The following is a 21,095-nucleotide window of genomic DNA, read 5'->3' as shown; positions in this document are numbered from 1 at the left end:
GGGACCCCGCGCGCGTTTATCCTTGGCAACGACATGTCCATGCCCACCCGAGCCCCCGTCTACCTCGATCACGCCGCCTCGACCGCGATGCTCCCCGAGGCCATCGAGGCGATGAACGCCGTCTACGCCCAGCCCGGCAACGCCTCGTCGCTGCACGGGGCGGGCCGGTGGGCGCGGCGTCTGCTCGAGGAGGCCAGGGAGACGATCGCGGCCTCGCTCGGTGCGCGGCCGTCGGAGGTGATCTTCACCAGCGGGGGCACCGAGGCCGACAACCTTGCGGTCAAGGGGATCTACTGGGCACGACGCCAGGCCGACGACCGACGCCGTCGGGTCGTGATCTCGTCCATCGAGCATCACGCGATCGTCGACTCGGCGCAATGGCTGGCCACGCAGGGCGCCGAACTGGTGATCCTGCCGGTCGACGACGCCGGGTTCGTCTCGCCTGCGGCGCTGCGCGCCGAACTCGCCGCGCACGCCGACGAGACCGCCCTGGTGTCGATCATGTGGGCCAACAACGAGGTCGGGACGATCGAACCGATCGCCGACCTGGTTGCGATTGCCACCGAGTTCGGCATTCCCATGCACTCCGACGCGGTGCAGGCCGTCGGCCACATCCCTGTCGACTTCGGGGCGAGCGGGTTGTCGGCGCTGAGTGTGGCCGCCCACAAGTTCGGCGGTCCGCAGGGGGTCGGCGCGCTGCTGCTCGGTCGCGACGTGCCGTGTGTGCCGCTGGCCCATGGCGGAGGCCACGAGCGTGATGTCCGCTCGGGTACCCAGCCGGTCGCGGCGGCCGTCGGTATGGCGACCGCTCTGCGGATCGCCACCGCAGAGCTACCCGAATCGATGGTCTCGGTCGCCGCATTGCGCGACGAATTGTTCGCCACCATCCTCGACATTCCCGGCACGAGCGCCAACGGACCGCGCGACGAGCGTCGGCTGCCGGGCAACGTTCACGTGTCCTTCGAAGGGTGCGAAGGGGATTCGTTGCTGATGCTGCTCGATGCCAACGGCGTCGAGTGCTCGACCGGTTCGGCATGTACGGCCGGCGTCGCGCAGGCCAGCCACGTCCTGTTGGCGATGGGTCTCGACATGGCCGAGGCCCGCGGCTCCCTGCGGTTCTCGTTGGCCCCGAGCACGACCCGTTCGGACATCGAGACCGTCGCCGACGTCATCGGCGAGGTGGTCGAGCGTGCCCGCGTCGCCGGACTGGTGTCGGCGCCCGGCGGAAGGACACAATGATGCGGGTCCTGGCAGCCATGAGCGGGGGCGTCGACTCGGCGGTCGCCGCCGCACGTGCCGTCGACGCCGGTCACGACGTCGTCGGCGTGCATCTGGCGTTGTCGACCGCTCCGGGCGCCCTACGCACCGGCTCGCGGGGGTGCTGTTCGCGTGAAGATGCCGACGATGCCCGCCGCGCCGCCGACGTCCTGGGGATCCCGTTCTACGTGTGGGACTTCGCCGATCGCTTCAAGGACGACGTCATCGACGAGTTCGTCGCCGCCTACGCTGCGGGACAGACCCCGAATCCGTGTCTGACCTGCAACGAGAAGATCAAATTCGCGGCGCTGGCCGACAAGGCGATGGCCCTGGGTTTCGATGCGCTGGCCACCGGCCACTACGCGCGCCTGTCCGGAGGACAGCTGCGTCGGGCCGTCGATCCGGACAAGGACCAGTCCTACGTCCTGGCCGTGCTCACCCGGGACCAGCTCGACCGCGCGATGTTCCCGGTCGGCGACACGCCCAAACCCGCGATCCGTGCCGAGGCGGCGCAACGGGGATTGTCGGTGGCCGCCAAGCCGGATTCGCATGACATCTGCTTCATCCCCACCGGCGACACCCGCGCATTTCTCGGCGCACGCATCGGCGTGCGGCCGGGTGCGGTCGTCGACGCCGGGACCGGCGAGCGGTTGGCCGATCACGACGGGGTGCACGGCTTCACGATCGGCCAACGCAAGGGACTCGGCATCGAGGCGCCGGCCGCCGACGGTCGTCCGCGCTACGTCACCGACATCGATCCCGAGACCGGCACGGTCGCCGTGGGCTCCGAGGAGCATCTACAGGTGCATTCGATCCGCACCCGCAACGCGGTGTGGACCTCCGGAGATGCGCCCGAGGGTCCCGTCGAGGTGACCGTTCAGGTTCGCGCGCACGGCGGGTTGGCTCCCGCGGTGGCCACCCCGGTCGACGGCCCCGACGGCCCGTTCATCGAGATCGCGCTGGGCGAGCCGTTGACCGGGGTGGCGCGTGGGCAGGCCGCGGTACTGTATCTCCCCGATCCCGCCAACGGTGATCTCGTACTCGGTTCGGGCCGAATCGCTTCCACCTCGTCGGACCCGGAATCTGCGGCCCGGCCGGTGTCGGCGTCGCTTGCCGAGTAGACCGATGACCGATCTGCCCACCGGGGTGGGAACGGGTGTCGGTTCGATGCCGGGCACCGATCCGCGCGAGGCGGCGGCGATCATCAACGGCGAACTCGACTTCGCCCATCTCGCCGAGTTGCCCGCTCGTGGAATCGGTGCCGACATGATCGGGCGGATGGCTGCGGTACTCGTCGACCTCCCGATCGACTCGGCCACCTGGGGCTACCGGCTCGGCGCCCGTGGCTCCTCGGTCGCGCGACGTGCGCGGGGGTTCCTCGCCGCAGATCTCGACGCGATCGAGGAGATCTGGGATGCAGCCGGTTTCATCGGCACCGGACGGCCGATGAAGGTCGCGGTCGCCGGGCCGTTCACGTTGGCCGCCTCCATCGAACTCGTCAACGGGCACAAGGCCATTCGCGATCGGGGCGCGCTGCGCGATCTCATCGACTCCGGTGCCGAGGGGCTCGCCGGATTGGTCGGCGAGGTCCGTCGCCGGCTGGGCGCCTCGGTGATCGTGCAACTCGACGAGCCGATGGTGGGGACGGTGATCGACGGTCGGGTGCCGCCGCTGACCCGGCTCGACGTGATCCCGCCGATTCCGGTCGCCGACGTCGCCGAGGCCTTGCGCTCGGTGCGCGAGCACCTCGACGTGCCGATGATCGTGCACAACTGTGGCGCGCCGAGATGGGATCTCGTGCACGCACTCTCGGGTGTGGCGTACGGCATCGACGTCACGGGCATCGGATCTGCGGACACCGCGGCACTCGACGGGATCGGCGGCCTGATCGACCGCGGCGATGTGCTCGTCGCCGGGGTCCTGCCGGGCGACCACGCAGACCCCGCCATCCATGCCGAGACGGTCGCGACCACCCTCGCCGAGCTGGTCGACCGCATCGGTCTCGCGCGAAAAGTGCTGTCGGACAACGTGATCGTCAGCCCGACATGTGGTCTGGCCGGAGCGTCCCCGGACTGGGCGCGCACCGCGTTGAGTATCTGCGCCCGCGCCGGGGAGTTGCTGTCCGCCGATCCCGACGCGCTCTGAGGTCGTCGCCTCAGGCGACTTCCTCGACGCTGGCCTGCTCACTGCCGAACTGCACGCCCTTGCGTTCCCGGCCGAACGCGGTCAGCACGATGACCGCGATCAGGACCGGGACGATCGTCACGGTCAGCGCGAACGGATAGCCGTGACTGCCGGCCACCGCCTCCTGGATCGGAAGATTGAAGGCGGCCAGGCAGTTTCCGAGTTGATAGGTGACGCCCGGGTAGAAGCCACGGATCTCGTCGGGGGACAGTTCGGTCAGGTGTGCCGGGATCACACCCCACGCGCCCTGCACCATCATCTGCATGAGGAAGGCGCCGAGTGCGAGGTAGCCGGCCGTCGAGGAGTAGGCGAACAACGGCACGATCGGCAGCGCGATCACCGCGCACGCGATGATCAGTGTCTTGCGACCGTACCGTTCCGACAGTGCGCCGGCGATCAGACCGCCGATGATGGCTCCGACGTTGTAGATCACCGCGATCCAGGTTGCGGTGCTTGCGGCCAGGCCTGCTCCGGAATCGTTGTGCGCCTTGAGGAATGTCGGATAGACGTCCTGGGTGCCGTGGCTCATCCAGTTGAACGCCGTCATCAGCAGGACCAGGAAGATGAAGCGTCGCCAGATGACCGGATTCGACCAGATCTCCCGTGCGGTGGTCTGGGTCTGACGCACCCGGTCACGTGTGGCCTTCCACGCCTCGGATTCCTCCACGCGCGCCCGTATCAGCAGACTGATCAATGCGGGGATGATCGACAGCGCGAACATCCACCGCCAGTTCAGGCCGAGCCATGTGTTGAGAACCAGGAATGCCAGTGCGGCGCAGAGGTATCCCATCGAATAGCCGCTCTGCAGGAAGCCGGAGAAGAAGCCTCGTCGGGAGACGGGGATCTTCTCCATGGCCAGTGCGGCCCCGAGGCCCCATTCGCCGCCCATGCCGATGCCGTAGAGCATGCGCAGCACCATCAACACCCAGAATCCGGGTGCGAAGGCGCAGAGGAAGCCGACCACACTGTAGAAGGCGACGTTGGTCATCAACGGGATGCGACGACCCTTGCGGTCGGCCCAGAGCCCGAAGATGAACGCGCCCACCGGTCGCATCAGCAGGGTCATGGTGGTGATCAGCGCCATCCGGTCCAGCGGAACCCCGAAATCCTTGGCGATGTCGGCGTAGATCAGGACGACCAGAAAATAGTCGAATGCGTCCATTGCCCAGCCCAGATATGCCGCGGCGAAGGAATTGCGCTGATCGGCGGTGAGTTTCTCCCGCGGGGTCGATGAGGTTGCCATGCTCGAATCTCCTACAGACGTCGCAGATCTCGCTTTCCCGGCAGAAATCCCACTGTAGTCCGGCTGAGTCCGGCGCATGGGTTATTTGCCGTCCGAAATACTCGCGAAATGCCTTTATCGGACATCGGTGTATTCATGTGAGCGCATAACGTGGCTTGTCGTCCGATCGAGGGCGTCCGGCTGGGCGTGTCCTGATCTGTGGGAGTTTGGTCCTGGACGCCATGGCAGGCGTTCGACACCATGGACCCATGACGCGATCAGTGGTGGTCCTCGGCTTCGCCGGGGTGCAGCCGCTCGACATCACCGGGCCGCTCGACGTGTTCACAGCGGCGTCGCTGGTGCTCGCCGGACGTGATGTCGCGCAATCGGGTTACGAGATCTCGCTGGTGTCGGTGGGGGGTCGGCCGGTCTCCTCCGGTGTCGGCCTCGATTTCGTCGCGCACCCGCTGCCGGCACCCGACACGCCGATCGACACCTTGGTCCTGCCCGGGGGCATGGGCGTCTTCGAGGCCCGGTATTGCTCCGAGATGATGACGTGGATTCGCGCCACGGCACGCCGAGCACGGCGGGTGGTCACCGTGTGCAGTGGGGCCTTCCTGGCTGCCGAGATCGGTCTGCTCGACGGGCATCGCGCGACCACGCACTGGGCTTCGGCACAGCTGTTGGCTTCCGAATATCCGGCCGTGCAGGTCGATCCCGACCCGATCTTCATCCACAGCTCCGAGCGCGTGTGGACGGCGGCCGGTGTCACCGCGGGCATCGATCTCGCTCTGGCACTCGTGGAGGAGGACCACGGCACCGAGCTTGCGCAGTCTGTTGCGCGGTGGCTGGTCTTGCATCTCCGACGTCCGGGTGGGCAGTCCCAGTTCGCGCCGCCGGTGTGGATGCCACGGGCCCGGCGACGTCCGATCCGAGACGTGCAGGACGCCATCGAGAACGATCCCGCAGCGCCGCACCCGATCACCGACCTCGCGGCGATCGCTGCGATGAGTCCGCGGCATTTCACCCGGGTGTTCACCGCCGAGGTCGGCGAGTCGCCGGGCGTCTACGTCGAGCGGATTCGGACCGACGCCGCCCGTCGGCACCTCGAAGAGAGTGACGATCCGATGCCTGTCGTGGCGGCCCGATCCGGATTCGGCTCGGCAGAGACCATGCGACGTGTGTTCTCGCGGCGTGTGGGGATATCGCCGGACCGTTACCGCCGATCCTGTCGCTGATCGACGGCCGGCAGGCAATGACCATCCGAACACGTCAGGGGGAATCCGCATGACCCGCATCGCGATCGTCGTCTACCCGCAGTTCACCGCTCTCGACTTCGTGGGCCCGTACGAGGTGCTGCGCATGCTTCCGGATGCCGAGGTGCGATTCGTCTGGCATGAGCCGGGACCGATCGTGGCCGACTCCGGTGTTCTGCTGGTCGGGGCCACGCATTCGTTGGCCGAGACACCGAATCCCGACGTCGTGCTGGTTCCGGGAGGTCCCGGGTGCGCGAAGGCGGCGCGGGACGAGCGGCTGCTGGCGTGGCTGGCTGATGTATCGACGACCGCGTCGTGGATGACCTCTGTGTGTACCGGCTCGGTGGTGCTGGCGGCCGCCGGACTGCTGGAGGGCAGGCGCGCGACATCGCACTGGTCCGCGCTGGCCGCGTTGTCGATGTTCGGAGCGACGCCGGTGTCGGATGAGCGGGTGGTCCGGGCGAGCGCAGCGACGGGGGAGGGTGACGGGGCGAGCGCAGCGACGGGGGAGGGTGACGGGGCGAGCGCAGCGACGGGGGAGGGTGACGGGGCGAAAGTGGTGACGGCTGCCGGGGTGTCTGCGGGGATCGATCTGGCACTGTGGCTGGCCGGGCAGATCGCCGGCGAGGAACGGGCCAAGGCCATTCAGCTCGTGATCGAATACGATCCGCAGCCGCCGTTCGATTCGGGTCACCGCTCCAAGGCGTCAGCGTCCACCGTCGCGCGTGGCGCGGCGCTGCTGTCGCGGGACGCACTGCGGCCCAGCCCGCTGACGGCGGCGACGGCGTTGTCATGGGATCGTTCGCTGCGCCGGTTTCGTCGTGGCGATCGTCGCGCGGGCGGTCACATGCTTTCTCGGGCATCGAGTTTCGCGATCGACCGCTTCGGTGCGATTTGGCGGTAGCTCGCGTCGAGTAGCTCGGCGACCTCGATCCAGTCGGTGGCGTCGTCGAGCAGGATGCCGAGCCAACCTGCGGGTCCGAAGTAGGCGGGGACGAAGAACCTCGGATCCTCGACGAGCGCCGCACGCTCGGCTGGGTCGGCGAGGAACAACACCGAACGGTCGTGGCGGATTCCGCCTTTCTCGCCACCGCCATAGTTGCCGAACATCTTGCCGCACCGGAATGTTGGTCGGCCGTGCGCGACCACCTCGGTGGCGTCGGGGAATGCCAGAGCCACTCTGCGTACGCGGATGAGGAAGGGGTCGGCGTCGTCGAACATGATCGGATGTGGCACGGGTCGACTCCTCGATACGTGGACAACTCCGGTGGCGGGACTTTCACGCTACCGCGCCTTCGGTGCCAGTTTCTGTGTCTTGTGTCCGTTGTCCGGCTCGTCCTTGATCGGTGGTCGAGGTGTGAGGCTCCCCAGGCGCCGAGCCGTTCATCGGTGGTCGAGGTGCGAGGCGCCCCAGGCGCCGAGCCTCGAGACCGAGCCGAACCCACGCTGGAACCCCACCACCAAACCCGTACGAAAAAACTTTCGACAACCTCTTGCCAACCCGACAAACCCGGCATACACTCGAACACAACAACACACAAACATGTGTTCGCTATCGCCGGGGGGTGGCAATCATGGTCGACACCGCGTTACCCGACGTGTCCGGTTTGTCGATCACCCAGAAACTTGCCCTCGCCCACCGCGTGGTTGATTCGCTGGCCACTGATGATTTGACCGGGCTGTCCAACGACGACCTGGTCACCGTCGCTCAATCCACCGAACAGTTGATCACCCGCGTCACCGTCCAAGGCGATCGGCAGATCGTCGAATTCTCCGACCGGCATTTGGCCCGCGAATACGGGTTCGGGTCGATCACCGACGCCATGATCGGCTTACTCCGTGTGTCGGAACCGTGGCGGCGGTGGAAACAACTGAAAGCGACCGCCACCTTCCACACCTTCACCGGTGAGGTCGCCGCCCCCAAATATCCGGCACTCGCCGAAGCGATGGCGTCCGGGGCGGCCGGCTCCTCGCACGCGGCGGTGGTGATCGACGTGCTCGACCGCATCCCCGCGGCAGTGCCGTTCGACGAGAAAATGTCGGCCGATGCCACGATGGCCCGCTACGCCCGCACCCACACCCCCTCCGACCTCCGGATCCTGGGGGCACGGGTGTTGGCGCACCTCGACCCCGACGGCCAACTGACCGACGACACCGATCGGCAACGCCGCCGGCAGATCCGCATCGGCCGGCAAGACGCGCAGAAAATGAGTGGGTTGTCCGGGCAGATGACCCCCACCTTGACCGCGCACCTCGAAGTAGTACTCGCCGCGTGGGCAGCCCCAGGAATGAACAACCCCGCCGACCCCGATTCGCCGACCGGCAGTCGGGAAGACGCCGACCCCGACGCGTTGACGGCCGCGGCAGCCCGCGATCACCGTGATCAAGTCCAACGCAACCATGACGCCCTGGAAGCAGTCCTGCGCGCCGGACTGGATGCCGGTCTCGGCCCCCAGTCCCATCGCGGCCTACCACCGCATCTGATCATCAAAGCATCGCTGTCCGACCTGATTGCGCAGACCGGAATGGGAGTCACGGCGACCGGCACCCTGCTCCCGATCCGGGATGTGATCGCGTTGGCGGCTCAGTGCCAGCCGTGGCTGGCGGTGTTCGACGACCACACCAGTCTGCCCCTGTATTTGGGGCAGGCACGCCTGGCGAGTCAAGGACAACGGATCGCGTTGTTCGCCAAAGACGGTGGTGAGTACTGCTCGTTTCCCGGGTGTACTCAACCCGCCGCGCACGTCGAAATCCATCACGCCACCAAAGATCACGCGAAAGGTGGGCTCACCAACATCGGTGACCTCGCCCCCGCCTGCGGCAAACACAACCGGATGGTCGGCGACGGCCCCGGACAATTCACGACCGGGATTTATCGTGACGGGCCGTGGGCCGGACGGTGCTGGTGGCGCAAGAACACGCCCGTCGGGGCAGCGACACCGAACCCGAAACGCACCAACGCACTCCCCGACGTCGGGGCCACTTTCCGCGCCACCCTCGACAAAGTACGCGCCGACCTGCACCCACCACCCGACCCACTACAGGGTGATGCTGATACCGATCTCGCCGAGCGCGACGACCGGGGATCGATGCTGCCCACCGACCGAATCCGCCGCAGCCGAATCCCGCTCGGGCACGGCTACTACGATCTCGTCGAGATCCTCACCCCCGGCCCTGGCTCGCCGGTCGAGAACCGACTCGCCCAACTACTCGGTGACCGCGGACTCTAGACCCGGGGCGCACTTCCGTTCGGGGGCGGAACCAGCAGCGGCGCAATAGGTCTCGAGGCTCGTCGCTAACGCTCCTCGACACCTCGACCACCGAAAGAACGGCTCGTCGCTAACGCTCCTCGGCACCTCGACCACCGACTAAAAGGGATCCTCCGCCCGGTAAGGAAGCCCCCTCCCGATGGTCGAGGCCTCGACACCCCCGACGGCCGAGACCGGCATCGCACGCTGCGCACATGTTTGCCGGAACGCTCGAGGAGAACTGTCGGGGTGTTTCGATACGCTCGGTGGGTGGCAGAAGCAGATCAGGTGGCAAACGACGGTCCGTCCGCCGACGTGCGAGAACAGTGGTCGACGTTGGCCGAGGAGATCCGTGAACATCAGTTCCGGTACTACGTCAAAGACGCACCGATCATCTCCGACGGCGAGTTCGACCGGCTGTTGCGGCGTCTGCAGGAACTCGAGGAGGCGCATCCGGAGCTGGCCACTGCCGACTCGCCGACCAAGCTCGTCGGCGGAGGTTTCTCCACCGCGTTCACGCCCGTCGACCATCTCGAGCGAATGTTGTCGCTGGACAACGTCTTCGACGCCGACGAGATGCGAGCGTGGGTCGCCCGGGTGGCCGACGAGGTGGGCTCTGGAACCGAGTACCTGTGCGAGCTCAAGATCGACGGGGTCGCGCTGGCGTTGGTGTACCGCGACGGCGTGCTCGATCACGCCACCACCCGCGGTGACGGTCGCACCGGCGAAGACGTCACCCTCAACGCGCGCACCATCACCGATGTCCCGCAACGCCTGACCGCCTCCGACGAGTACCCGATACCGCACGTCCTCGAAGTACGCGGTGAGGTCTTCTTCCGAGTGGAGGACTTCGAGACTCTCAACGCCTCGTTGGTGGCCGACGGTAAGCCGCCGTTCGCGAATCCGCGCAATTCCGCAGCGGGTTCGCTGCGACAGAAGAATCCCCAGATCACCGCGCGACGTCGGCTGCGGATGATCTGCCACGGCATCGGCCACACCGAAGGATGGCGCCCGGCGTCACTGCACGACGCCTACCTCGCGCTCGGTGCCTGGGGGCTGCCGGTGTCCTCGCACACCACCAAACTCGTTGGCGCAGAGGCGATTCTCGACAAGATCGCCTACTGGGGTGAGCACCGCCACGATGTCGAGCACGAGATCGACGGCATCGTCGTCAAAGTCGACGACGTCACTCTGCAACGCCGACTCGGTGCCACCTCGCGCGCACCCCGCTGGGCGATCGCCTACAAGTACCCGCCCGAGGAGGTCACCACCGAACTGCTCGGCATCGAGGTCAATGTCGGACGCACCGGCCGGGTCACCCCGTTCGCGGTGCTCGCGCCGGTGCTCGTCGCCGGTTCCACCGTGTCACGGGCCACCCTGCACAACGGGTCGGAGGTCAAGCGCAAGGGCGTGCTCATCGGCGACACGGTCACCATCCGCAAGGCCGGTGACGTGATCCCCGAGGTCCTCGGTCCCGTCGTCGACCTGCGTGACGGCAGCGAGTACGCCTTCGAGATGCCCGACACATGTCCCGAGTGCGGTTCGGTGCTGCGGCCGGAGAAGGACAGCGACGCCGACATCCGTTGTCCCAACGCGCGGTCGTGCCCGGCGCAGCTGCGTGAGCGACTGTTTCACCTCGCCGGACGCAGTTCCTTCGACATCGAGGCCCTCGGGTACGAGGCGGCCGGCGCGTTGCTGAGTGCTGGGGTGATCACCGATGAGGGAGACCTGTTCTCGCTCAACGCAGATGATCTTGCGAAGACCGCATTGTTCACCACCAAGAAGGGCATGTTGTCGGCGAACGGTACGCGCCTGCTGGCCAATCTCGACAAGGCGAAAGAGGTGCCCCTGTGGCGGGTGCTCGTCGGCCTGTCGATCCGCCACGTCGGCCCGCCCACGGCTCGTGCGCTGGCGACCGAATTCGGCTCCTTGCAGGCGATCGAGGACGCCGACCCGGAACGCCTGGCCGCCGTCGAGGGGGTCGGTCCCACCCTCGCGCAGAGCATTCACGATTGGTTCACCGTCGACTGGCATCGCGAGATCGTCGAGAAGTGGCGTGCTGCAGGCGTTTCCATGGAGGACGAGCGAGACGAGTCGATCGAGCGCACATTGGAGGGCAAGACGATCGTCGTCACCGGGTCATTGCAAGATTTCTCGCGCGACGGCGCCAAGGAAGCGATCCTCGTCCGCGGCGGTAAGGCATCGGGATCGGTGTCGAAGAAGACCGACTTCGTGGTGGTGGGGGATTCGCCCGGCTCCAAGGCCGACAAGGCCGAACAACTCGGGGTACCCATCCTCGACGAGGACGGCTTCAAGCACCTTCTGGAGACAGGCGAGCCGGCGCCGAATTGAGAATCGCGGTCCGGAAATCGGAGACCGTGTGCGGCAGCCACAGTGCCTGGATGGGAGACAGCGGAGGGTCGGTGAACTCCTTGACCATCACCCGGCCGCCGTGCGCCGGGCCTGCAGGCGCGGTCACGAAGGCGCACGCCGTGGTGTCCACGAGCACAGCGGTGGTCGGTGGCGTGCCCTGGACCCGATTGATCCGCAGGATCGGTTCGAACCCCGACCGCCGACAATGCGCGACGAGGAAATCGGTGTAATACGAGTGACGTTCAGGTGCCCAGACGATCACCGGGTGTTCGGCGACGTCGGACATCGAGATCCGATCGAGGGTGGCCAGTGGGTGATCGATCGTCACCGCCAGACGGAGTTCCTGATAGCCGATCACGGCTGAGATCAGTTCGGATGGGGTGTCGATGCCGCGGCGCAGGACCAGATCGACCCGGTTCTGCAGCAGATCATCGACGAACTGTGCCGGAAACACCGGTCGGGCGGTCACCGGGATGTCCTCGTGACGCTGGACAGCGGATTCGACGATCGAGAAGACCTCGGCGCCGGAGAGAGCCGGCGAATGTCCGACGACGAAAACCGGTGGACGCTGCTGCGCCACGGCCCGCACCGAGCGGGTGAGATGGCGCGCGCCGGTGAGGATCGCACGTGCATTGCGCAGGAGATCCTCGCCGGCCGGGGTCAGCGTCAGCCCGCGATGCTCCCGATTGAACAGGGATACGCCCAACTCGTTCTCGAGCCGTCGGATGGCGGTCGACAGGGCCTGCTGGGTGACGAAGACCCTGGTCGCCGCGTCCGCGAGGGTATCCGACTCGGCTACCGCGACGAATTGTTCGAGTCGACGAATGTCCGGCAATGGCAGGGAAAACTCGGAAGCGTCGGGCATATACAAATGGTAGTTGATCGAATACCAATACAAATCGATGGTGTTTGTGTATTGCTGCTCGTAGCGTGAATGATCACAGGCGAGAGGCGACATGCCGATCGCGTAGGGACGAGGCAACGAAATGGGGGCGCATGACCGGCACCGTCACGCACTCGGCGATCACACATGAGGATCTGTCCGTCAAGACCGCCGTCGTTGCGGCCGGCGCCAAGAATCTCGGTGGACTGATCTCGACCGAACTCGCGCGATCCGGCGCCAACGTGGTCGTCCACCATCATGGTGACTCCTCACGTGCAGATGCCGAGCGCACCGTCGCCGAGATCGCGGCGCTGGGCGCCGAGGCGATCACGGTCGCCGGCGATCTCACTCGTCCGGCCGCGGTCACCGCGCTCTTCGACGCCGCCATCGACGCCTTCGGCAGCGTCGATCTGGCGGTCAACACCGTCGGCAAGGTACTGCGGAAACCGCTGGTCGAGGTCACCGAGGCCGAATACGATTCGATGTTCGACATCAATGCCAAGAGCGCTTTCTTCTTCCTCGCCGAAGCCGGTAAACGGTTGTCCGACAACGGATCGGTGGTCACCATCGTCACCTCGCTCCTGGCCGCATTCACCGACGGGTACTCGACGTATGCCGGCAGCAAGAGTCCCGTGGAGCACTTCACCCGCGCGGCGGCAAAGGAATTCGCCGACCGCGGGATCTCGGTCAACAACATCGCGCCCGGGCCGATGGACACCCCGTTCTTCTATCCGCAGGAGACCCCCGAGCGTGTCGAGTTCCACAAGTCGCAGGCCATGGGTGGGCGGCTGACGGAGATCTCCGATATCGCACCGATCGTGAAATTCCTTGCCACCGATGGGCATTGGATCACCGGACAGACTCTGTTCGCCAACGGCGGCTACACCACCCGGTGAGTGCCGATCGAGCCGCAACGAACCCGAGGAGGCGACACCCATGACCGACGCCCCGCCCATCAGCTCCCTACCCGCACCTGTCCGCGCGTCGATCGAGGCAACCAATGCGGGCGATCTCGCCGCCTTTCTCGCGACATTCACACCCGATGGGGCGGTGGATGATTGGGGTCGCACCTTCACCGGTCGGGAGCCGATCGCCGCATGGAGTGACGCCGAGTACATCGGCAAGAACATGACACTCGAGGTGCTCTCGGCCGAGTTCCCCGACGTGCGCACGGTCGTCGTCAAGGCCTCCGTCGGTGGCGACGGGTTCAACGGTCCGTCGACGTTCACCTACCGAATCGACGGTGACGAGGGCGCCGCGGTGACCCTCATGCAGATCCGCGAATAGGGCGGATGCGCGAATGGCGGCCTGGTTCAGCCCAGGGCGGCGTCGAAGGCTCGGTGGGCGATATCGTCGAAAACCACGAATCGCACGGATCGCACCGCCGTCGACGATTCGCGGACGGTCTGCACGGCGATCCGTGCGCCGCCCTCGACGGGCCATCGGTAGATCCCGGTCGAGATGGCTGGGAAGGCCACCGTCTCGGCGCCGAGATCGTCGGCGACACGTAGGGATTCGCGATAACACGAAGCGAGTAGTGGCGAGCGGTCGTCGGAGGTGGAGTACACCGGCCCGACGGTGTGGATGACCCATCGGGCGTCGAGGTCGCCGGCGGTCGTCGCCGCTGCCGCGCCGGTCGGCAATCCGTCGGGATAGGTGCTCGCGCGCAATTCCCGACAGGCGGTGAGAATGGCCGGGCCACCTCTGCGATGAATCGCTCCGTCGACCCCGCCGCCACCGAGGAGCGAGGAGTTGGCGGCGTTGACGATCGCATCCACCGACTCGTCGGTGATGTCGCCGCGTACCACGGTGATCTCGGGCACGGGCGCTCAGGATTCCGCGCGCAACACCGTGGACACGATCCCGGCGAGATAACCGAGTCGCGCGATCTCCGACGGACGGAAGTCCGGTCCGCCGATGCGTCCCAACAGAATTGCCTTCGATCCGTCACCGAGCGGAGCGGCCGCCAACCGGGTGTCCATCTCCTGCCAACCCTCGGGTACCCAGTCGGCTTCGGAGTCGAGCCGGACGGCGCTCTGCAGCGGGAGCCAGTCCACAGTTGTCGCATGCGTCTCGGGCGCACCGGAACTGCCGAACAACTGCAGCACCCCACCCGCGGCCCGGGTCAGCACCGTCGCCCACGACACCCGCAGCACGCGAGGCGCATTGTCGACCAGTACCTGTAATCGGTCATCGAGTGCGGTGGCGACCTGATCGACCAACTCCAGCTCGCGATGGGTGTCGAGCACTCCGGAGTACGGGCGGATCGAGTCCACCCGGACGCCCTTGACCTTCTCTGCGGCGGTGATCAGCGTGTCCGGCAGTGAGCCGGGCGCCACCTCGACCACGAGGTCATCGACCGCATAGCCGTCCGCACGTTCGACGACCTCGAGGGACAAGATGTCGGCGCCGACCGAGCCGAGCTGGACGGCGAGCAGACCGAGACTTCCCGGCCGGTCTTGGAGGTACACCCGAAGCAGGTAGGACACGGCCGCCATTGTCGCACCGGCCCAGCGGTGCTGCCGAGGACGGGCCGCCGGTGCCCGGGTGCGGTCGGCGACGATGCCGGTCACGCGAATCCCCGAGCACGGTCATCGGCGATGGCGAATGTGGTGCGGGCGCACGTTGGGCAGCATGCGAGCGACGCGCTCGTGGCGATGATCACGCCGGCGATCCTACGCCCGTCTAATCACTTCCCGACGCGGCGACGCTGCACGGTGACCGAACCGACGCCACGATGGAACCGTGGCCGACACCAACGACGACACAGAACCCGGCGACCGGTCCGGCGCGCACGCACCCGACCGTGAGGCGGCGCATGTGACCACATCGGTGGCCCGGCGCATCGAGCCGGGCCGAGAACATGACTTCGTCACGTGGACCGACGCCGGAATCGCGTTGGCGCGAACCTTTCCCGGATTTCTCGGGGGCGGCTGGCTACGGTCGGCAAAACGGCCCGACGAGTACTACGTCGTCTATCGGTTCGCCGACGGGTCGGCGCTCGACGACTGGGACAGGTCTCCGGTTCGCCGGGCATGGCTGACGCGAGGCGAGGGCGTGGCGGTCGAACACGCCACGCATCGACTCTCGGGTATCGAGGGATGGTTCGAACCGCAATCCCATCTGACGCATGCGGTCCGCGTGCTCGGTGCGCCGCCGCCGCGCTGGAAGCAGGCGATCACCATCTGGCTGGGATTCTTCCCGTTGTCGGTGCTGATCAATTATCTGGTGGTTGCCCATCTCGGTGATCTGCCGCTGGTGCTCAAGACGCTGATCGCCACGCTGATCAGCACCCCGGTGATGGTGTACGTGCTGCTGCCGTGGATCACCGCCCGCCTGGCGCGATGGCTGCGCTGACCGTGGCCTAGGCTTGACGGGGTTGCCGGTCGGTAGACCGGCCGCAGGGAGATCGGACCCGGTGACATCGGGCCCATGAAGCACCAAGCCCGGCGAGATCCGGCACGGAAGGACACGATCGACATGGCAGGGGACTCAGAGTCCGCGAGCACGGGGTCTGTGGACACCGGATCCGCGGCCACCGGATCTGCGATCACCCGCGACGAGGTTGCGCATCTGGCCCGGCTGTCGCGGCTGGCGCTGAGCGAGGACGAACTCGACGTCTATGCGCAGCAACTCGATTCGATTCTCGCCCATGTCGCGCAGGTGTCGGAGGTGGCCGCCGACGACGTGCCACCGACCGCCCATCCGGCGGCGCTGGCCAATGTGCTGCGTCCCGATGTGGCCGTACCGGGGCTGACCACCGAGCAGGCGCTGTCCGGGGCGCCCGCCGTCGAGCAGGATCGTTTCGCGGTCCCGCAGATCCTGGGGGAGGAACAGTGAGCGCGCCGTCGACCCGTACGTCCACCGAGATCACCGGCCTGACCGCCGCCGAACTGGGCGCCAAGATCGCCGCCCGCGAGGTGTCCTCGGTCGAGGTGACCTCGGCGCATCTCGATCGCATCGCCGAGATCGACAACCAACTGGGCGCATTCCTGCACGTCAGCGGTCCGCAAGCGCTGGTGGCGGCCAAGGCGGCCGACGACGCCATCGCCGCGGGCGAGGCGCGGTCGCCGCTTGCCGGTGTACCGATCGCCCTCAAGGACGTGTTCACCACCACCGATGCGCCGACCACCTGCGGGTCGAAGATCCTCGAAGGCTGGGTGCCCCCGTACGACGCGACCGTCACCGAGCGGCTGCGCTCGGCGGGTCTGCCGATCCTCGGCAAGACCAACATGGACGAGTTCGCGATGGGCAGTTCCACCGAGAACTCCGCCTACCAGGTGACGCGAAATCCCTGGGACGTCACCAGGATTCCCGGCGGCTCGGGCGGCGGTAGTGCTGCGGCACTCGCCTCGTTCCAGGCCCCGCTGGCCATCGGCACCGACACCGGTGGATCGATCCGCCAACCCGCCGCGGTCACCGCCACCGTCGGCGTCAAGCCGACCTACGGCACCGTCTCCCGGTACGGGCTTGTCGCGTGCGCGTCGTCGCTCGACCAGGGTGGGCCGTGTGCGCGCACCGTGCTCGACACCGCGCTGCTCCACGAGATCATCGCCGGTCACGACCCGCGCGACTCCACCTCGATCGACGCCCCGGTCCCGGATGTGGTCGGCGCGGCCAAGGCCGGTGCGGCGGGCGATCTGAGTGGCGTGCGCGTGGGCGTTGTCCGCGAACTCCAGGGGGAGGGCTACCAGTCCGGGGTGCTCGCCTCCTTCGAACAGGCCGTTGCCGAGCTGACCGCGCGCGGGGCGCAGGTCGTCGAGGTGTCGTGCCCGCACTTCACCTACGCGCTCGGCGCGTACTACCTGATCCTGCCCAGCGAGGTGTCGAGCAACCTCGCGCGCTTCGACGCCATGCGCTACGGACTGCGCGTCGGCGACGACGGCCACCACAGCGCCGAAGAGGTCATGGCGCTCACCCGGGAAGCCGGTTTCGGCCCGGAGGTCAAGCGCCGCATCATGATCGGCACCTACGCACTGTCCTCGGGCTACTACGACGCCTACTACGGTCAGGCCCAGAAGGTGCGAACCCTCATCGCCGCCGACTTCGACGCCGCTTTCGAGAAGGTCGACGTCCTGGTCTCACCGACCACCCCGACGACCGCGTTCCGGATCGGCGAGAGGGTCGACGATCCGCTCGCGATGTATCTGTTCGACCTGGCGACGCTCCCGGTGAACCTCGCCGGTGTCGCGGCGATGTCGGTGCCGTCCGGTGTCTCCGCCGACGACGGGCTGCCCGTCGGGTTGCAGATCATGGCTCCGGCACTCGCCGACGACCGGCTTTACCGTGTGGGGGCGGCCTACGAAGCCGCCCGCGGGCCGATCGCGTAACTTCCCGGCATCACGGCAGCGCGCCCTGTTCGGGCCCGTAGCGGTGCCCGGTCCCGGCGGGGCCGTCGAGGGCGCCGAGCAGATCCACCGACGTCTGCACGAACGACACCACCGGCAGCCACGGCGGGGTGTGCATCCGCGCACCCACGATCCGGGTCTGCGCCGGGCGTGTCGGTGGGCGCCACACCGCTGCCGTCGACCATCGGGTGACCGGGTCGGACGAGTTGGCGAACACGATGCGCGACGACCCGCCGCCCCGCGGATCGACGGTGTCGGCGGGGACCCCGGCCAGCACGGTGCCCGCCACCGCACCCGGATGGCGGGTATTGGCCCACTCCCGCGCACGGTCGGCGCCGAGGGCGCCCAGACTCTGTCCGTAGAGGTACACCCGCGGTCGAGCGACACCCGGCGGCAGCGAGTCGCGGGCGTCGAGGACGTGGCGTAACAGGGCCACGGTTGCGGTTGCGGCCGAACCGCGGTCGGAGACGAAGACCCGCCAGGACGAGGCCGATGCGTACGGCAACGACAAGAACTCCACATCGTCGTGCAGACGTGCGCGCATCGCCGTCGTCGCCTGCGGGTCGACCCACCCCGATCCGGTGGGTACCGCGATCACCACCGCGCCGCGGCGCAAACCGCCCTCGCGAACCCACGTGTCGGTGAGAACGGTTGCTGTTCGGTCGATGTCGGCAGCCGTGGGTGTGGCATCGATCGATGCGGCAGCCGAGGTCGCGGGCGTGGAGAACAGTACGACCGTGGCGAGTGCTGCGGTTGCCGCCATCGCAGCGCGGCGCCCGAACCATGCGACCGCGACGAACCCCGCACATCCGGCCGCGGCCGTCGCCGCAGGGTATGCGGGCCCCACGCCTGCGATTCCGATATCGCTGCGGAGAATGTTCTGCCACAACGTGTTTGCAATCGACCCGGCCATCAGGACGGCGACCGCGAGAGCGGCAACCGCCCACGAGGTGATGAGGCGTTCGGGCCGTGCCGACCCGAGTGCACGACCCACCGCCGTCATCACCGCCACGCACACGCCGGTCAGGACGGCTGCGGTGACGACATCCCGTGGCAACGAGCCCGGCCACAAGGCGATGAGCGCGCCGATGAGCCCGCCGACCACGGTGAGCGAACCCGGTGGGGAGAGTCGGCCCAGTGCTCGTCGGACCAGCGCTCGTCGGCCCAGTGCTCGTCGGTTCGGTGCGACGGTGTCGACGGCGGAGGTCATCGCGCCACCCCGCTGTGGCCACCGACCTCGGCGATGACCCGAACGGCGGTCGACGCCGCGATCGTCGTCATCGACTCCGACGGTGCCGGCGGGCCGGAGTACTGCCGCCACGTGTTCAGGGCCAGGCCGGCGCGACTGAGCTCGGCGGCAGCCGAACACACGGGATCGTGGCACGCCGCGTGCATCCGCTCGATGAGCATGTGATCGAGGGCCGGTCGGGCCCACGGGCCCAGCGGGCGGCCGGTGCGCTGCGCGTAGCGCAGCAGATCATATCCGAAATCGTGTGTGCGGCAAGCGTTCTCAAACCGCTCGGGTAGGGGGATCGGCGATGAGCAGCCGCCGTCGGGGTTGGCCGGGTAGCCGGTCTCGAGCACTGGTCGATAACCCATGACGGCCGCGAAATCCGTGGGGAGAACACGCTGCACGCTCTCCGGATGGGGGCCGACGAGCGTGCGAACCGTCTGCTCCGCGGCGGTGGCGTCGGTCGGGGAGTGATCGAGCACCGCCGATGCCCTTCCGGCGGCCATCACGTGCAACGCCATCACGGTCAGGCCGATCAGAATCCACATCACCGGACGGAAGCCACGTCGCCGCCGTGTTCGTCGAGCATCGTCAGAAGTCATGCCGCTGACGCTAGGAACGATGATCACGTGGGCACATCGCCCGCGCGAGCCGATCGGTGTCGGCTCCGTAGAGGGTGACTGTGGACCGGTCTGGCTCTTGGGTAGCGTGCGGATCCCACTCCGCAGTATGAGGACTTCGACCGATACGCCGCCTAGCGTGGAGGTCGAGGTGATCACATGATGGGACGGATGGTCCGAGCGGCGCGCGCTGCGGCCGTGGATGAACTGCGCACGTTGCCGGTGGTGGCGCACCCGGGCGTGCGTGCCTGGGTGCGGTCTCCGGGTAACTGGTTCTTCGCGATCTTCGCGGGGGTGCTGTTCGCGGTGTCGTGGCCGACAATGCCTCTGACACTGGATGTTCCGGCGTACGCCTGGCCGATCCTGGCTGCGGTGGCGGCGTGGCCGGTGGCGATGGCGTGGAGTGCGCCGATGCTGGGCTGGGCGATCTCGGTGATCGGGGCGCAGCTCATCGGGCTGTTCATCCCCGCGGCACCGGGGTGGCCGTGGACGATTCAGGTCACCCACATCATCGCGTTCCTGATCCTGACGTTCATGGCGTATCTGCGCTGCCCGTTGCGGTTGCTCGCGCCGGTGTGGATCTGCGCGTCGCTGGTGATGGCGTTCGCGGCACCGCCGGGCGCGCGGGTCGGCTGGGTGGTCGGACTGACCTTCATGGCCGTCGTCGTGGCCCTGCTGCGCGGGTTGCTCACCTCGCGCAGGCAACTCGCCGTGCGCACCGAGGAGACCAAGGTCGCCGAGTCGACCAGTGCGGTGCTGCAGGAACGTGCCCGGATCGCTCGAGACCTGCACGACGTTGTGGCACATCGCATGTCGATGGTCGTCGTGATGGCCCAGACCGCGCGGTACCGGCTGCCCGACGTCGACGAGGTCTGCGCGGCCGAGTTCGAGGCGATCGCGCAGGCCGCGCGCACCTCACTCGACGAGGTGCGGCAATTGCTCGGCGTCCTGCGGGTGTCGGGAGCCGGCGATGGAGGGGAGGTGGCGCCCGCCCCGAGTCCCGGCCTCGCCGACATCGACGCGCTGATCAGCCAGACCCGCCGGGCCGGCGCGCGAATCGACTTCACCGACGAACTCGACCACCCGGTGTTCGCCGAGTCGTCGGCGCTGGTGATCTATCGCATCGTGCAGGAATGCCTGGCCAACGCGACGCGGCATGCGCCGGGCGGCGACATCGAGGTGCGTCTGACCCCGGTCGTCGGCGAGCCGTACGCGGGTCCCGCCGCACAGGTCAGCGTCGTCAACACCGCCCCGACCGAACCTCCCCTGCACCTGTCCGGGGCCGGGGTGGGTATCGCGGGTATGGGCGACCGGGCGCGGGCGGTGGCCGGATCCCTGACCGCCACACCCACATCCGACGGCGGATTCGCGGTGCGCGCCCACATCCCCGCCTCGGCACGGACTCCGGTGATGTCGTCGCTCGCGGTGTCGCATGGTGCGGTGCCGGAGCTCCCCGCCAACGGGTAACGTTGC

Annotated in this window: 20 protein-coding genes; 13 read left to right on the top strand and 7 right to left on the bottom strand. The window is 67.6% G+C overall.

Features of this window, described 5'->3' with window-relative positions; translation table 11 throughout:
* Positions 1 to 39: 39 nt before the first annotated feature.
* Genes AC5ZH6_RS16695 through AC5ZH6_RS16685 form a run of 3 tightly spaced genes read left to right on the top strand, consistent with a single transcriptional unit; the run spans position 40 to position 3,402 of the window.
* A complete protein-coding gene (locus AC5ZH6_RS16695) occupies positions 40 to 1,239 on the top strand; it encodes a cysteine desulfurase family protein (protein WP_026920008.1) in 1,200 nt (399 codons plus the stop codon).
* Positions 1,239 to 2,378, top strand: a complete 1,140-nt coding sequence (gene mnmA / locus AC5ZH6_RS16690; RefSeq protein ID WP_006371755.1) for a tRNA 2-thiouridine(34) synthase MnmA — start codon at positions 1,239 to 1,241, stop codon at positions 2,376 to 2,378. Before AC5ZH6_RS16695 ends, mnmA begins: the two co-directional genes overlap by 1 nt.
* 4 nt (positions 2,379 to 2,382) lie before the next feature.
* Positions 2,383 to 3,402: a uroporphyrinogen decarboxylase/cobalamine-independent methonine synthase family protein gene (locus tag AC5ZH6_RS16685; RefSeq protein WP_006371754.1), complete on the top strand. Its 1,020-nt coding sequence runs from the start codon at positions 2,383 to 2,385 to the stop codon at positions 3,400 to 3,402.
* A 10-nt stretch (positions 3,403 to 3,412) separates the two neighbouring features.
* Here AC5ZH6_RS16685 and AC5ZH6_RS16680 read toward each other — a convergent pair whose 3' ends face one another.
* Positions 3,413 to 4,684: an MFS transporter gene (locus tag AC5ZH6_RS16680; RefSeq protein ID WP_006371753.1), complete on the bottom strand. Its 1,272-nt coding sequence runs from the start codon at positions 4,682 to 4,684 to the stop codon at positions 3,413 to 3,415.
* Between the two features lie 248 nt (positions 4,685 to 4,932).
* Between AC5ZH6_RS16680 and AC5ZH6_RS16675 the strand changes: the two genes are divergently transcribed.
* Positions 4,933 to 5,901 (top strand): GlxA family transcriptional regulator, encoded by a 969-nt coding sequence (locus AC5ZH6_RS16675; RefSeq protein ID WP_035728554.1) that lies wholly within the window; start codon positions 4,933 to 4,935, stop codon positions 5,899 to 5,901.
* Positions 5,902 to 5,950: 49 nt separating this feature from the next.
* A complete protein-coding gene (locus AC5ZH6_RS16670) occupies positions 5,951 to 6,823 on the top strand; it encodes a DJ-1/PfpI family protein (RefSeq protein WP_288337844.1) in 873 nt (290 codons plus the stop codon).
* Here the strand turns inward: AC5ZH6_RS16670 and AC5ZH6_RS16665 are convergent.
* Complete coding sequence (locus tag AC5ZH6_RS16665) at positions 6,763 to 7,155, bottom strand: MmcQ/YjbR family DNA-binding protein (protein WP_288337845.1); 393 nt, start codon at positions 7,153 to 7,155, stop codon at positions 6,763 to 6,765. The genes AC5ZH6_RS16670 and AC5ZH6_RS16665 overlap by 61 nt on opposite strands.
* Before the next feature lie 338 nt (positions 7,156 to 7,493).
* On the opposite strand from AC5ZH6_RS16665, the gene AC5ZH6_RS16660 reads away from it, so the two are divergent.
* Together AC5ZH6_RS16660 and ligA are read left to right on the top strand one after the other, a co-directional pair.
* Entirely contained in the window at positions 7,494 to 9,149 is a 1,656-nt protein-coding gene (locus AC5ZH6_RS16660) for an HNH endonuclease signature motif containing protein (RefSeq protein ID WP_496167531.1), read from the top strand.
* 288 nt (positions 9,150 to 9,437) lie between these two features.
* Complete coding sequence (gene ligA / locus AC5ZH6_RS16655) at positions 9,438 to 11,519, top strand: NAD-dependent DNA ligase LigA (RefSeq protein ID WP_288336545.1); 2,082 nt, start codon at positions 9,438 to 9,440, stop codon at positions 11,517 to 11,519.
* Here the strand turns inward: ligA and AC5ZH6_RS16650 are convergent.
* Positions 11,479 to 12,498: a LysR family transcriptional regulator gene (locus AC5ZH6_RS16650; protein WP_006370996.1), complete on the bottom strand. Its 1,020-nt coding sequence runs from the start codon at positions 12,496 to 12,498 to the stop codon at positions 11,479 to 11,481. The genes ligA and AC5ZH6_RS16650 overlap by 41 nt on opposite strands.
* A gap of 38 nt (positions 12,499 to 12,536) precedes the next feature.
* Here AC5ZH6_RS16650 and AC5ZH6_RS16645 point away from each other — a divergent pair, with 38 nt between their 5' ends.
* Both AC5ZH6_RS16645 and AC5ZH6_RS16640 read left to right on the top strand, forming a co-directional pair.
* Complete coding sequence (locus tag AC5ZH6_RS16645) at positions 12,537 to 13,319, top strand: SDR family oxidoreductase (protein WP_288336547.1); 783 nt, start codon at positions 12,537 to 12,539, stop codon at positions 13,317 to 13,319.
* Between the two features lie 40 nt (positions 13,320 to 13,359).
* Positions 13,360 to 13,710 carry a nuclear transport factor 2 family protein gene (locus AC5ZH6_RS16640; RefSeq protein ID WP_006370998.1) on the top strand — a complete coding sequence of 117 codons (351 nt, stop codon included), beginning with the start codon at positions 13,360 to 13,362 and terminating at the stop codon, positions 13,708 to 13,710.
* Between the two features lie 26 nt (positions 13,711 to 13,736).
* Here AC5ZH6_RS16640 and AC5ZH6_RS16635 read toward each other — a convergent pair whose 3' ends face one another.
* Both AC5ZH6_RS16635 and AC5ZH6_RS16630 read right to left on the bottom strand, forming a co-directional pair.
* The gene (locus tag AC5ZH6_RS16635) at positions 13,737 to 14,246 is read right to left on the bottom strand and encodes an O-acetyl-ADP-ribose deacetylase (protein WP_014360539.1); all 510 of its coding nucleotides are present in this window, start codon (positions 14,244 to 14,246) and stop codon (positions 13,737 to 13,739) included.
* Positions 14,247 to 14,252: 6 nt separating this feature from the next.
* A complete protein-coding gene (locus tag AC5ZH6_RS16630) occupies positions 14,253 to 14,921 on the bottom strand; it encodes an ACT domain-containing protein (RefSeq protein WP_006371000.1) in 669 nt (222 codons plus the stop codon).
* Between the two features lie 247 nt (positions 14,922 to 15,168).
* Between AC5ZH6_RS16630 and AC5ZH6_RS16625 the strand changes: the two genes are divergently transcribed.
* From AC5ZH6_RS16625 to gatA, 3 genes are all read left to right on the top strand, one after another.
* Positions 15,169 to 15,780 (top strand): antibiotic biosynthesis monooxygenase, encoded by a 612-nt coding sequence (locus tag AC5ZH6_RS16625; protein WP_006371001.1) that lies wholly within the window; start codon positions 15,169 to 15,171, stop codon positions 15,778 to 15,780.
* Positions 15,781 to 15,903: 123 nt separating this feature from the next.
* On the top strand, positions 15,904 to 16,263 hold the full coding sequence (gene gatC / locus AC5ZH6_RS16620; RefSeq protein ID WP_006371002.1) for an Asp-tRNA(Asn)/Glu-tRNA(Gln) amidotransferase subunit GatC: 360 nt from the start codon (positions 15,904 to 15,906) through the stop codon (positions 16,261 to 16,263).
* Positions 16,260 to 17,753, top strand: coding sequence for an Asp-tRNA(Asn)/Glu-tRNA(Gln) amidotransferase subunit GatA (gatA, locus tag AC5ZH6_RS16615; RefSeq protein WP_014360536.1), 1,494 nt, complete (start codon positions 16,260 to 16,262; stop codon positions 17,751 to 17,753). Before gatC ends, gatA begins: the two co-directional genes overlap by 4 nt.
* A 10-nt stretch (positions 17,754 to 17,763) precedes the next feature.
* On the opposite strand, the gene AC5ZH6_RS16610 is transcribed toward gatA, so the two are convergent.
* On the bottom strand, positions 17,764 to 18,981 hold the full coding sequence (locus AC5ZH6_RS16610) for an alpha/beta-hydrolase family protein (protein WP_288337510.1): 1,218 nt from the start codon (positions 18,979 to 18,981) through the stop codon (positions 17,764 to 17,766).
* Complete coding sequence (locus tag AC5ZH6_RS16605) at positions 18,978 to 19,604, bottom strand: hypothetical protein (RefSeq protein ID WP_288337509.1); 627 nt, start codon at positions 19,602 to 19,604, stop codon at positions 18,978 to 18,980. Before AC5ZH6_RS16605 ends, AC5ZH6_RS16610 begins: the two co-directional genes overlap by 4 nt.
* Before the next feature lie 177 nt (positions 19,605 to 19,781).
* Between AC5ZH6_RS16605 and AC5ZH6_RS16600 the strand changes: the two genes are divergently transcribed.
* Positions 19,782 to 21,089 carry a sensor histidine kinase gene (locus AC5ZH6_RS16600; RefSeq protein WP_014360533.1) on the top strand — a complete coding sequence of 436 codons (1,308 nt, stop codon included), beginning with the start codon at positions 19,782 to 19,784 and terminating at the stop codon, positions 21,087 to 21,089.
* Positions 21,090 to 21,095 lie beyond the last annotated feature (6 nt).

The sequence above is a fragment of the Gordonia sp. YC-XJ4 genome, from assembly GCF_059511865.1.
The sequence above is the reverse complement of the archived record's forward strand: the minus strand, read 5'-3'. Positions and strand labels throughout refer to the sequence as shown.

Bases quoted from the DNA above. Each gene is read 5' to 3' on its own strand.
- AC5ZH6_RS16680 (WP_006371753.1), bottom strand. From the start codon at position 4,684: ATGGCAACCTCATCGACCCCGCGGGAGAAACTCACCGCCGATCAGCGC.
- AC5ZH6_RS16675 (WP_035728554.1), top strand. From the start codon at position 4,933: ATGACGCGATCAGTGGTGGTCCTCGGCTTCGCCGGGGTGCAGCCGCTC.
- AC5ZH6_RS16650 (WP_006370996.1), bottom strand. From the start codon at position 12,498: ATGTCGCCTCTCGCCTGTGATCATTCACGCTACGAGCAGCAATACACA.
- AC5ZH6_RS16660 (WP_496167531.1), top strand. From the start codon at position 7,494: ATGGTCGACACCGCGTTACCCGACGTGTCCGGTTTGTCGATCACCCAG.
- AC5ZH6_RS16605 (WP_288337509.1), bottom strand. From the start codon at position 19,604: ATGACTTCTGACGATGCTCGACGAACACGGCGGCGACGTGGCTTCCGT.
- AC5ZH6_RS16695 (WP_026920008.1), top strand. From the start codon at position 40: ATGCCCACCCGAGCCCCCGTCTACCTCGATCACGCCGCCTCGACCGCG.
- AC5ZH6_RS16685 (WP_006371754.1), top strand. From the start codon at position 2,383: ATGACCGATCTGCCCACCGGGGTGGGAACGGGTGTCGGTTCGATGCCG.
- gatC (WP_006371002.1), top strand. From the start codon at position 15,904: ATGGCAGGGGACTCAGAGTCCGCGAGCACGGGGTCTGTGGACACCGGA.
- AC5ZH6_RS16645 (WP_288336547.1), top strand. From the start codon at position 12,537: ATGACCGGCACCGTCACGCACTCGGCGATCACACATGAGGATCTGTCC.
- mnmA (WP_006371755.1), top strand. From the start codon at position 1,239: ATGCGGGTCCTGGCAGCCATGAGCGGGGGCGTCGACTCGGCGGTCGCC.
- AC5ZH6_RS16610 (WP_288337510.1), bottom strand. From the start codon at position 18,981: ATGACCTCCGCCGTCGACACCGTCGCACCGAACCGACGAGCACTGGGC.
- AC5ZH6_RS16640 (WP_006370998.1), top strand. From the start codon at position 13,360: ATGACCGACGCCCCGCCCATCAGCTCCCTACCCGCACCTGTCCGCGCG.
- AC5ZH6_RS16630 (WP_006371000.1), bottom strand. From the start codon at position 14,921: ATGGCGGCCGTGTCCTACCTGCTTCGGGTGTACCTCCAAGACCGGCCG.
- AC5ZH6_RS16600 (WP_014360533.1), top strand. From the start codon at position 19,782: ATGATGGGACGGATGGTCCGAGCGGCGCGCGCTGCGGCCGTGGATGAA.
- AC5ZH6_RS16670 (WP_288337844.1), top strand. From the start codon at position 5,951: ATGACCCGCATCGCGATCGTCGTCTACCCGCAGTTCACCGCTCTCGAC.